General features: G+C 63.0%; 10 protein-coding genes. 2 read left to right on the forward strand and 8 right to left on the reverse strand.

From position 1 onward, the window contains the following. Nucleotides 1-19: 19 nt before the first annotated feature. Together SNOV_RS14340 and SNOV_RS14345 are read left to right on the forward strand one after the other, a co-directional pair. Nucleotides 20-2011, forward strand: a complete 1992-nt coding sequence (locus SNOV_RS14340; protein ID WP_013167673.1) for a conjugal transfer protein TraG — start codon at nucleotides 20-22, stop codon at nucleotides 2009-2011. A 5-nt stretch (nucleotides 2012-2016) separates the two neighbouring features. Beyond that, nucleotides 2017-2457 carry a CopG family transcriptional regulator gene (locus SNOV_RS14345; protein WP_013167674.1) on the forward strand — a complete coding sequence of 147 codons (441 nt, stop codon included), beginning with the start codon at nucleotides 2017-2019 and terminating at the stop codon, nucleotides 2455-2457. 254 nt (nucleotides 2458-2711) lie between these two features. On the opposite strand, the gene SNOV_RS22675 is transcribed toward SNOV_RS14345, so the two are convergent. The 8 genes from SNOV_RS22675 to SNOV_RS14385 form a co-directional block, all read right to left on the reverse strand. Then, complete coding sequence (locus SNOV_RS22675) at nucleotides 2712-3521, reverse strand: hypothetical protein (RefSeq protein WP_144295994.1); 810 nt, start codon at nucleotides 3519-3521, stop codon at nucleotides 2712-2714. Between the two features lie 322 nt (nucleotides 3522-3843). After that, nucleotides 3844-4962 carry a PLP-dependent cysteine synthase family protein gene (locus SNOV_RS14355; protein WP_013167676.1) on the reverse strand — a complete coding sequence of 373 codons (1119 nt, stop codon included), beginning with the start codon at nucleotides 4960-4962 and terminating at the stop codon, nucleotides 3844-3846. Between the two features lie 183 nt (nucleotides 4963-5145). Continuing rightward, complete coding sequence (locus SNOV_RS14360; protein ID WP_187291066.1) at nucleotides 5146-6801, reverse strand: amidohydrolase; 1656 nt, start codon at nucleotides 6799-6801, stop codon at nucleotides 5146-5148. A 150-nt stretch (nucleotides 6802-6951) separates the two neighbouring features. Further along, nucleotides 6952-7779, reverse strand: coding sequence for an ABC transporter permease (locus tag SNOV_RS14365; RefSeq protein WP_013167678.1), 828 nt, complete (start codon nucleotides 7777-7779; stop codon nucleotides 6952-6954). Next, nucleotides 7776-8639 (reverse strand): ABC transporter permease, encoded by an 864-nt coding sequence (locus SNOV_RS14370; protein ID WP_013167679.1) that lies wholly within the window; start codon nucleotides 8637-8639, stop codon nucleotides 7776-7778. Before SNOV_RS14370 ends, SNOV_RS14365 begins: the two co-directional genes overlap by 4 nt. Beyond that, a complete protein-coding gene (locus SNOV_RS14375; protein WP_013167680.1) occupies nucleotides 8636-9712 on the reverse strand; it encodes an ABC transporter ATP-binding protein in 1077 nt (358 codons plus the stop codon). The genes SNOV_RS14370 and SNOV_RS14375 overlap by 4 nt, the downstream gene beginning before the upstream one ends. 134 nt (nucleotides 9713-9846) lie before the next feature. Beyond that, nucleotides 9847-10977: an extracellular solute-binding protein gene (locus tag SNOV_RS14380; RefSeq protein WP_013167681.1), complete on the reverse strand. Its 1131-nt coding sequence runs from the start codon at nucleotides 10975-10977 to the stop codon at nucleotides 9847-9849. 39 nt (nucleotides 10978-11016) lie between these two features. Further along, nucleotides 11017-11397: a cupin domain-containing protein gene (locus SNOV_RS14385; protein WP_013167682.1), complete on the reverse strand. Its 381-nt coding sequence runs from the start codon at nucleotides 11395-11397 to the stop codon at nucleotides 11017-11019. Nucleotides 11398-11448: the final 51 nt, after the last annotated feature.

Consider the following 11448-nt stretch of genomic DNA (forward strand, 5'->3'; position numbering starts at 1 on the left):
CGCGAGAGGGATTACCACCATGTCGGCGACGAAAATCCTCTGGGGGCAGATCCTCACCGTCCTGCTGATCGTGCTGGCGGCCATCTGGGGCGCCACACAATATGTGGCCTGGAGCCTCGGCTTTCAGGCGCAGTTGGGCGCGCCGTGGTTCGCGCTTCTCGGGCTGCCCATCTACTATCCGCCGGCCTTCTTCTGGTGGTGGTACTTTTTCGACGCTTATGCGCCGGAGGTGTTTTTCCGGGGCGCGCTGATCGCGGCCTCCGGCGGCTTCCTCTCCATCGCGGTCGCCATCGCCCTGTCGATCTGGCGGGCCCGCGAGGCCTCCAGGGTCGAGACCTATGGTTCAGCGCGCTGGGCCGAAAGGGAGGAAGTCCGGGCAGCCGGGCTCCTCGGCACGGATGGCGTCGTGCTCGGCCGGTATGAACGCGATTATCTACGCCATGACCGGCCCGAGCACGTGCTGTGCTTCGCGCCGACCCGGTCCGGCAAGGGCGTCGGCCTGGTCGTGCCCTCGCTGCTGACCTGGCCGGGATCGGCCATCGTCCATGACATCAAGGGCGAGAACTGGCAGCTCACCGCCGGCTTCCGCGCCCGGCATGGCCGCATTCTTCTGTTCGATCCGACCAACGCCAAGTCCGCCGCCTATAATCCCCTGCTGGAGGTGCGCCGCGGCGAATGGGAAGTCCGCGACGTCCAGAACATCGCCGACATTCTTGTCGACCCCGAAGGCTCGCTGGAAAAGCGGAACCATTGGGAGAAGACCAGCCACGCGCTGCTCGTCGGTGCCATTCTTCACGTCCTCTATGCCGAGACGGACAAGACGCTCGCCGGCGTCGCCGCCTTCCTGTCCGATCCAAAACGCCCGATCGAGACCACGCTGGACGTCATGATGAAGACCGCCCACCTCGGCGAGACAGGTCCACACCCCGTCATCGCCAGCGCCGCCCGCGAACTGCTGAACAAATCCGACAATGAGCGATCCGGTGTGCTCTCCACCGCCATGTCCTTCCTCGGCCTCTATCGTGATCCGGTCATTGCCGAGGTGACGCGGCGCTGCGACTGGCGCATCGCCGATATTGTCGGCGGCAAGGCACCCGCGACTCTCTACCTCGTGGTGCCGCCCTCCGACATCAATCGCACCAAGCCACTGATCCGCCTGCTCCTCAATCAGATCGGCCGACGCCTCACCGAAGACCTGCAGGCGAAGGGTGGGCGCCATCGGCTGCTGCTCATGCTGGACGAGTTTCCCGCGCTGGGCCGGCTCGACTTCTTCGAGAGCGCGCTCGCCTTCATGGCCGGCTATGGCCTGAAAGCCTTCCTCATCGCTCAGTCTCTGAACCAGATCGAGAAGGCCTACGGCCCGAACAACTCGATCCTCGACAACTGCCATGTCCGCGTGAGCTTCGCCACGAACGATGAGCGTACCGCCAAGCGCGTGTCGGATGCGCTCGGCACCGCCACGGAGATGAAGGCGATGAAAAACTATGCCGGCCATCGGCTCTCGCCGTGGCTGGGTCATCTCATGGTGTCGCGCTCGGAAACCGCCCGCCCTTTACTCACCCCCGGCGAGGTCATGCAGCTGCCGCCCGCGGACGAGATCGTCATGGTCGCCGGCACGCCTCCTATCCGGGCGAAGAAGGCCCGCTACTACGATGATGCGCGCTTCCGGGACCGGCTCCTGCCGCCGCCAATACCCTCTCGTGGCCCGACCGTCCAACAGGATGACTGGACTGCGCTGCCGTTGCCCAGACCGCAGGAGGGCACCGGCGGGGGCACTATGGACGAAGGTCGAGACGATGACCCGACCGGGTCAGAGCACCGGCATCAGCCCGAGCTCAGCCGCGTCGAGTCGGTCGAGCAATTGCAGCCGATTGAGAACGAGTTCGAGTTCGACACAGATCGCGACGACGAGATGGATAATGTCGCCACCCGGAACCGGCGCATGACCGGACTGATGCAAGGCGTCGCCCGACAGGTCAGCCTCACTCCCAACGACGGCATGGAGCTGTGATCGCCATGGCAGGTCGCACGAAGAAAGCGCAGATCTCCGTCTATCTTGAGCCCGACATCATGGACATGCTGGCCCACTACGCCGCCCAGCGCGACCAGTCCATGTCCCTGATCGCCCAGGCCGCGATCGCCTCCTTCCTGTCCCCCGACAGCGCCGAGCGCCAGGAGGCTGCTCTTGCCCGGCGCCTCGGCCAGATCGATCGCCGCCTCGCCCGGCTGGAGCGCGACCTCGGCATCTCGACCGAGGCCTTCGCCACCTTCATCCGCTATTGGCTCGCAACCACCCCCGCGCTGCCAGAACCTGCCGCCCAGGCCGCACGGGCCAAGCTCTCCGAGCGCTACGCAGCCTACACTCGCGCGCTCGGCCGGCGGCTCGCAAAAGGGCCGCTCCTGCAACAGGAAATTGCGCAAGATGCTGCGCCACCTGAGAAGGGTGAAGATAGCTAGAGTTGACCCATACCTGCCCCTATGCTGCGCTTTTCAGCCACGGCCGCTTTGCGCCAGAAGCAGAAGTTCGCTGCGACGACGACGAATGGCCGGTTTGGGGCCGTCTCCGGACTGTCAGCTACGCTCGGATCGTCAGGCTACAGCCGTCGGAGCGGTGGTCGATGTACCGCCTGATCTGCCCGGCTATGACGTCCTAGCCCGATGGGCGGACGTCAGGTTCGGAGCTTGCGAGCGACTAGGGGCGGCCGACGCGCTTAGCCGAAGTCGAGTTTCGTGGAGGGCAGGCGATCGGCGAAGTAGCCGTGCATGGCCTGCACCGTGTGCATCACAGCGTTGGACACGTCGTTGACCAGAACGCTCACTTGCTCGAACTCAGCTTCAGTAAGCAGTGTGCCTTCGCGAAAGCGCGGCGGGAAAAGGACAGTGAAAGGCTGACCCTGCTGATCGTTCGAGTGCATCACCACGGGCATTGAGTATTCGACGTGGGAGACATCGCTGTGTGCGAAAATCCTGTTCCGCTTGTCGATTAGGTTCTCGTGCAGCGCCCTGACGAACGGCGAGAGCTTCACACCCAACGTCTTGTATGAAAGCCTGGGGATGCCGCCGGATGACTCGGAGAACGGCCGACAATACGAGACGATCAGGGTCGTTTCATAGCACTGGAAGCGGCGCAGTTCCGCGAGGTTATATGTCGCCTTGAAGTCCACGTCCTCGCGCACGAAGGTGATAGCGCTTCGGGCATGGGCGAAGTCCCTGAGAGACAGAAGCAGCCGCTGGAAGAGCGCGTAGTCTTTCAGGCGCTCAGTGGGGAGTTTGGACGGGTTTGGCAGCGGGAACGCCCTGATGCCGCCGTAGCCGGAACCGTCTCCTGTTGGCAAATAGTAGAACCAGTCATCCGGAAAGCCATAAAGGTGCGGTGGTGCTGGCTCGTCCAAGTCGTCCCCCTTTGCCCACAATAAGCCTATCGCGGATGGTGTCATCCGCCAACCATCGGGTGGCGGCGGTTCCTTTCCCGGCAGCAGGTCACATCGACGATGGCGCGAATGGTCCAGCGCGCGCGTCAAGGACAACGTCGCGTGGGTGAGGGCGGCTACCTCAGCCACTGCAAACGACCGCTTTTGGCGGACCTGGGCCTCGCCTGGAACGGCGGCAATGGGGCCGGTAGCAGATGGTCTGCTATCTGAGAGGTCTAGCGAGAAGCGGACATATCGCAGATGGATGTCCGAGGGCCGGAGTTGACCCAAAGGAGACGCCTGCCATGTCCGGTTCTGGAGCATCAACTCCGCGATGGGATGGTACTCAAGCGCTCGTCCATCGTTCAATGTCAGTCATTATGGAGGAGACTGAAACAACCTTCTCGCGAAATTGACATAACGCTGGGTAAATCTACGAGCAAAGGCCGCCTTTGCCGCTCAGGAAGCTCTCCAATTGCACCATCGGCGTCGTGATCTCGATACCGCGGGCTGCAAGCCAGGCGTCATTGTAGAGCGTGGAAGCGTAACGCTCTCCCGAGTCACACAGGATGGAGACGATCGACCCGGTTTCGCCGGAAGCCGCCATCTCCTCGGCGAGCTTGAGCGCCGCATAGACGTTGGTTCCCGTCGAGCCGCCGCAGCGGCGGCCGAGCATGCCGCTGATCACGCGCATGGTGGCTACTGAGAACGTGTCGGGGACCGTCATCATCCGGTCGACCACATCGGGAATGAACGAGGGCTCGACACGCGGGCGGCCAATGCCCTCGATCACGGATCGGCAATGGTCGACCTCCAGTATCGAACGATCCTCATAGTGCCGATGGAACACCGATTCCGTAGGGTCGGCCACGCAGAGCCGGGTGTTGTGGCGCTGATAGCGGATATAGCGGCCGATTGTCGCCGAAGTGCCGCCGGTGCCCGCGCCGGTCACGACCCAGCTCGGCACCGGATCGGGCTCGTGCGACATCTGGGCAAAGATCGATTCCGCGATGTTGTTGTTGCCGCGCCAGTCGGTCGCGCGCTCGGCGAAGGTGAACTGGTCGATATAGAAGCCACCTGACTTACGGGCGAGTTCGGCAGCCTCACCATAGACCGTCTTGGGATTGTCGACGAGATGGCAGCGCCCGCCCTGAAACTCGATGGCCGCGATCTTCTCCGGCGAAGTGGTGCGAGGCATCACAGCCACGAAATCGAGGCCGATCAGGCGCGCGAAATAGGCTTCCGATACTGCGGTCGAGCCGCTGGACGCCTCGACGATCAGGGTTTGCGGCCCGATCCAGCCATTGCACAGCGCATAGAGAAACAGCGAACGCGCCAGCCGGTGCTTGAGGCTGCCGGTCGGGTGGCTCGACTCGTCCTTCAGATACAACGTGATCCCGGGTAGCGCGGGCAGCGGCACGTGGATGAGATGCGTATCGGCGGAGCGGTTGATGTCCGCCTCGATGCGCTGGATGGCCGTGCACAGCCAGTCGCGCGGCTGCGCGTTGGAATGACATGCCGGGTGGGGCGAGACCTGCACAAAGTGCGTCATTTCAGGCTCTCAGACTGTAGACCAGATGGTGCTTGGTAGAGGTGCATGGCATCGCCGATGTTTGCCGATGCCATGCGGCGCTTTACGGGCGCGCGGCAGATGGCGCACCGCCAGGCCCAGTCAGCTCGACCCGGCCATGGCTCTCGGCGGCCGCGTCGCGCGACACGGCAGGACCAGATGTCGTCACGCGGGAATGTAGACTTCCTTCGTCTGGCTGGCCTTGGTGGCGTCACGCGCGAACACCTGCTCGCCGCCGATCCATGTCTGGTTCGGCATCATGTCGCGCAGCATGTCGGCAGGAACGGTCAGCGGGTTATCGTCGAACACCACGAAATCGGCGAACTTGCCCGGCTCGAGCGAGCCGATCTCATGCTCACGCCCGATCGAGCGCGCGGCAAAGCGCGTGTACATCCGCAGCGAGGTCATGACGTCGAGGTTCTCGCCGTCGGTCAGCGTCTCGCCATCGTTCATCTCGCGCGTCACCATCGCCCAGATTCCGAACATCGGAACATGCTGCTTGGGGTGAATGCCGATCGCGTCGGAGTTGCCGGGGACGGCAAACTTCTGGTCCATCACCATGCGGCGCATCGGGAAGACGTCGGCGCCGCGTACCGGGCCAAGATTCTTGCGATAGCCGGCGGCCGTGGTGAAGATGAATGGCGGCTGCGGTACCGGCAGCACACCCAGATCCGCAAAGCGCTGGGCGCGTTCATCGGTCCAGAGGCAATTGCCAGCGTGTTCGATCCGGTGGGTTGCACCGTTCGCAGCCTTGCGCTCGGGCAGAGCGGCAAAGGCGTCAAGCACCACGTCCTGCGCCAGATCACCGATGGCGTGGACGCAAATCTGATAGCCCGCACCATGCAGCTTGCCGACGATCTCAGAGAACACTTTCGGCTCGAAGGACAGGTCGCCCTTCAGGTCGCTGTCCCAATAGGGCTCGTACATTGCCGCCGCGCGGGAGGTCAGGCCGCCATCGATAAACATCTTCATGCCTCCGAGCTTCAGCCGGCTCGGGTCGGCGTCGGCGAAGCGCGCGCTCATCTTGCCGGAGAGGGCGTCCTCGATCGGACAGACCGACGGCACCTTGGGATACAGCGCGACGCGGATCTTCAGATCCTTGCGCCGCTCCATTTCGAGATAGGCGTCGACGCCGCCGCGAAACAGCGTGAACTCGGTGATCGCGGTGACGCCGTTCTCGAGGAAGCTCGCCTGAGCATTGACGAGGGCCGGGCCGACTTCCTCATAGGGCCAGTCCGGCGCGTTTAGCGCGTGCCACATGTCGTTGGAGACGCCGTTCGGGACGCCGTCGGCGTCGCGCTCCAGATAGCCGCCATCGGAGTCGGGGGTGTTCTTGTCAACGCCTAGAACTTCGAGGGCCTTGGAGTTGAAGACATTGATGTGGAAGCTGAAACGGACCACCACCGGATGCTCGGTGCTGACGCGATCGAGATCCCAACGATTGGGATAGCGCCCCTCGGCAATATGCTGGTTCTGATAGTGCATGCCCTGGCCGAGAACCCACTGGCCCGAGGCGAGGGTTGCCGCCTTCTCGGCGAGGCGCTCGACCATGTCGTCAATCGACTTCACCAGCGGCGGCTTGACGTCGACGGCGATGCTCCAGCCATAGGCGATCATCTCCATATGGGTGTGGGCGTCGATCAGGCCGGGAACGACCGTCTTGCCACCCATGTCGACGATCGCTGCGCCCTTCGCCTGCTCCTCGGAAGGATCGACCGCCACAACGCGGCCGCCGTCGATCAGCAGTGAACTCGCCGTGGTCTCGGCATCGTCCATGGTCAGGATCGTCGCGTTGGTGACAAGGATCTTGCCGGCCGACACGCCCTTCGCCTCTGCGGTGGTCAGCTTGGCGATATCTGGGTTGCTCATGAGTCAGTTCTCCTTGGACCAGATCTGCCGGAGAAACTCCGGTGCAGTGGCCTGATTTGGATGGATGTGCGCGGGCGCCCGATTGTCCGCGCTTAAGTCGCGTCAGCCTTTGCTGAGAACGGTCCTGATGCCGATGAAGCGCTCCACCAGCAGCACGAGGCAGAGAGCGGTGAGCGAACCGAGACTGGCCACGGCATAAAGGCCCGGCGTGTTGGAAACCTCGGCGCTGCCGAACAGATAGACCGGGAAGGTCGTCATCTTTGAGCCGGCGAGGAACATCGTCACCGCGACATCCTCGAAGGACATGATGAAGCTCATGAACATCCCGGCGACGATGCCCGGCCGCATCAGCGGAATGATCACCCGGATCAGCGTGGTCAGCGAGCCCGCTCCAAGACCTGCCGCTGCCTCGTCATACTGGCCGCTCAATGCGGAGAGCCGCGCGATGGTCGGAACCAGCACGAAGGGAAAGGTGTAGATCGTATGGGCGATCAGCAATCCGTAGAAGGTGCCGACCAGCGGAAGAGCGAGCATACCCTGCCAGAAATAGAAGTACTGGAGGATCGCGACGCCGAGAATGATCGCGGGGAACTGCAACGGGCTGCGCAGCGCCGCCTCGATGAACGCCTTGCCGCGCAGATTGCTCTTCACCATCGCGATTGCCGCCGGCACACAGAGCAACGCCGACAGGGTCGCACAGCAGAGGCCAAGCACCAGGCTCCGCAGGAAGGTATCGACCGCGACCTGCGGGATCTGCATGTAGGAGGCAAGCGACCAGTCCCGCGGCGGAAAGATTACCGTTGTCGAGTTGAACGAGACGATCACCACCACGAAGAGCGGCAGCACCAGAAAAGCGACGGCCAGCACGGTCAGCGCATGCATTGCACCGCAGAGCAACGTGTCCACGACGCGTGAGATCATGTTTTTCATGATGACGAACCCCTCGCTCGGATGCTGCGGCGCCAGTGGGTCAGCAGAAGAATGCCGATCGCGACGGCGCTGATCATCGCCACCAGCATGACCGACAGCGTCGCGGCGTAGCCGAAGTCGAACAGCACCTGAGAGGCCTGCTGGATCTGGATGGCGATGACGTTGACCCGCCCGCCGCCGAGCAGGACCGGCGTGGTGAAATACGCGGCGGTGGCCATGATCGCGATAAGGCCGACAGGAACCGCGTTCATCCATGTCATCGGCAGGTGAACGGTCAGGAATGTCTTCCAACGCGAGGCACCGAGCCCGATGGCGGCCCGCTCGAAGTCACGCGGCAGAGCCTCGATCACCGGAATGAGCCCAACCATCACCACCGGAACCTGGATGTGGATCATCCCGATTGCGACCGCGGTGAAATTATTGATGAGCTGCAACGGCTCCGAGACGATCCCCAAGCCGATCAGCACTTTGTTGATCGGTCCTTCGAACCCCAGCAGAACGCGCCAGCCAAGAGCGCGGGCGATGGTGCTGGTGAACAGCGAGGCGATGGCCGCGACAAAGATGATCTTGCCGATGATGGGGCGCCGGCGCACGACCTGAAAGGCGAGCATATAGCCAAGGACGAGCGAGACGACGCCCGTCAGAATGCTCAAGAGCAGCGTGGTCGACAGCGACCGGAGAACAGAGGCCGACTGCAAGGCGTCGCTGAAGTTGCGAAGCGACAGCGAGGAAGCACCACCCGCATTGGCGGTGAGACTGCCCCAGAGGAAATGCAGCACCGGGTAGGCGAAGAACACGACAAAGAACAAAGCGAGCGGGAGTATCCCGAGCCGGTAAAGCGAGGACGAGGAGGAACTCATCGCTTGCCCCCCGGCAGATCCGCCGGCAGCAGGCGTGCATCCTGCGGCTGGAAGCTGACGAAAACGTCTGCACCTTCCTCGAATACGGCATGGCGGTGCTGGACCGCGAGCAGGGAACCCAGACCCGGGGCTTCCAGCCGCAGATGGGTGTTCACGCCGTAGAACATGCGCTTCATCACCTTGGCCGGCAGTGCACCCGGCTCGGATCGCGATGTGCAGGTGATGTCTTCCGGGCGCAGCGACACAAAGCCAGCATTCGCGCCGGCGAGATTGCCCTCCGCCTCGAACTCGTGGCCGGTATTGGTCACGCGCACCCGCGCCCGGTTGCCGTCGCGCATCAGCACCTCAACCGGCAGCAGGTTGGTCGTGCCAAGGAACTCGGCGGTGAAGGCGGTCTTCGGAGAGTGGTAGAGCCGCCAGGGATCGCCGGCATCCACGATCGCGCCGCCGCGCATGACGATGATCCGGTCGGACATCGCCATGGCCTCACGTTGGTCATGAGTCACCAGAACCGTGGTGAGCTGCAATTCCTGCTGAAGTGCGCGGATCTCTTCCTGCGCCCGTTCGCGCAGCTTGGTGTCGAGCGCGCCCATCGGCTCGTCGAGCAGCAGCATGGTCGGACGGATGACGATGGCGCGTGCCAGCGCCACGCGCTGCTGCTGGCCGCCGCTGAGCTCGAACGGGTAGCGTTCGAGATAGGTGTCCATCTGCACCATGGTGAGCGCTTCGATGGCACGCTTACGGCGTTCCGTCTTGGCGACGCCTCTCGTGCGCAGCCCGAACTCGACGTTCTCGACCGTGGTCAGATGGGGAAACAGCACGAAATTCTGGAACACCATGCCGATGTCCCGGAACTGCGGAGGAATGGAGGTGATGTCCTTGCCGTCGATCCGCAGCGATCCACCGGCCGGCTTCAGATAGCCGCCAATGGCGCGTAGAAGAGAGGTCTTGCCGGACCCGGACGGGCCAAGCAGCGACACCAGTTCACCCTTCTCGATCGTCAGGTTGAGGTCGTCGATCGCAACCCAGCCGCCATAGGCGATCTTCAGGGAATCGATCTCAAGTCTGCTCATTGCCACGCCCTCGTCGGATGCGCTTGTTGCTCAGGGTCGCCAAAACGTTCGGGTGGCGTACGTTTACGGGTCTTCAGGGTCTGAGCCGGCAACGGACAGCGATGTCAGGCTGCCCGTTGCCGCTCAGCGGATCATCAGCGAAGGATGTTCGCCCACTGCGTGGTCCACTCGCGCAGGTTGGCGAGGAAGGCCGGGTAGTCGGGCAGGAACAGCTTCGAGGGGTCCTTGATGATCCACTCGGAAGCCGAGGCATCGGCGGCCATCACGGCGTCGATCGCGGCGGCGGTCGGCGGCGTGCCCGCGATAAACATGAACAGCGGAACCGACGCCTTGCCAGCTTCGTCCGACAGAAACTCGTTCATCATCAGCTCGACCAGCTCCCTCTTGGGCGAGTTGGCCACAAGAACGAGATTGTCCGGGTTGATCAGGTCGGAATATTCCTTGCCGTCGGCGTTGATGGTCCAGTGAGCGTAGGCCACCGGGATGCCCTGCTTCTTCAGCGCGAGGCAGCGGCCCTGATTATTTCCGACCGTCAGCCACACGTCGCCCGCCGACATCGCCGCATCCATGTCGCCGGACGAGTTGAAAAAGCCATAGGCCTTCACCTGCGACGACAGCTTCTCGATGCTGCCGGACACGTCGCTGTAGCTGCCGCCCGCCGACAGCGCGATGGCCGGGGCGTTGATCAGCCATTGGGCCGCCGTGGTCGAGGGAAACATCACGCGTCCCGCCAGCGCCGGATTCGACCAGACCTTGATGTCGTGGGGCGTATCCAGCTTCAGCTCCGCGAACTTGTCGGTCCGGTAGCAGTTGCCATAGCGATACGCCATGCTGGGAATGCCCGCCTTGATCTGCAGGCTTTCCGGCACCTTCTTCATGTTGGGGATCTTGGCCGGATCGACCGTGCCGACGACCCCTTCCTGAATGCCACGCGCAAGGTTTGCGGAATCCATCAGCATCACGTCGATATCCGGATTGCCGCCGGAGGCGCGGATGCTGGTGATGTTCTTGGACGGGCTGGACGGAATCCAGTTGATGGTTATTCCGGTGCGATCGGTGAAGTATTTCCCGAAGTTCGCGGCCCATTTGTCATTGAACGCACTTGAGTATCCCGCGAAGGAGATGCTCTGACCCGCGAAGCGACGAATATCGCCCGCTTCCTGCGCCAGCGCACCATAGGTGGTGCCAAGCATCAGCACCACCGAAAGCCCGCGCAGGTGCAGCCTCGTCTTCGAAAGATAGGAAGAAGGTTTTTTGTCGTTCATTGAAGTATTCCGTTCCCCTGCTGGTGCTTGCGCACGGTGTTACTTGGTGACGTACTCCTCGTCGGTCACGGGGCTCTGCCAATCGACGTTGCCGAAATGTAGGGCGATCTGGGTGACCAGGCCGGTCTCGCTGGCGCCATGCCAGTGTTCGACGCCCGGTTCGGTCCAGACGACATCGCCGGGATTGAGGATGACGCGCTCGCCGCCGCGTTCCTGGATCCAGCCCTCGCCGGAAACCGTGTAGATGAACTGCCCGCCCTCATGGGTGTGCCAGTGGGTGCGCGCGCCCGGCGGGAACATGATGTTGATTGCCCGCGCATTGCCGGCGTTGAGCAGGATGTCGGACCAGACATCGCCGGTATTGGTCGCCGAGCGAAGACCGGACGGCTCACCGTTCCGAATGGCTTTCCCATGGTACATGTTTGATTCCTTTTCAATTTTCGCCCCGGAGGGTCAGGCCCTGCGGACAGC

This window comes from Ancylobacter novellus DSM 506, assembly GCF_000092925.1.
Taxonomy (GTDB): Bacteria; Pseudomonadota; Alphaproteobacteria; order Rhizobiales; family Xanthobacteraceae; genus Ancylobacter; species Ancylobacter novellus.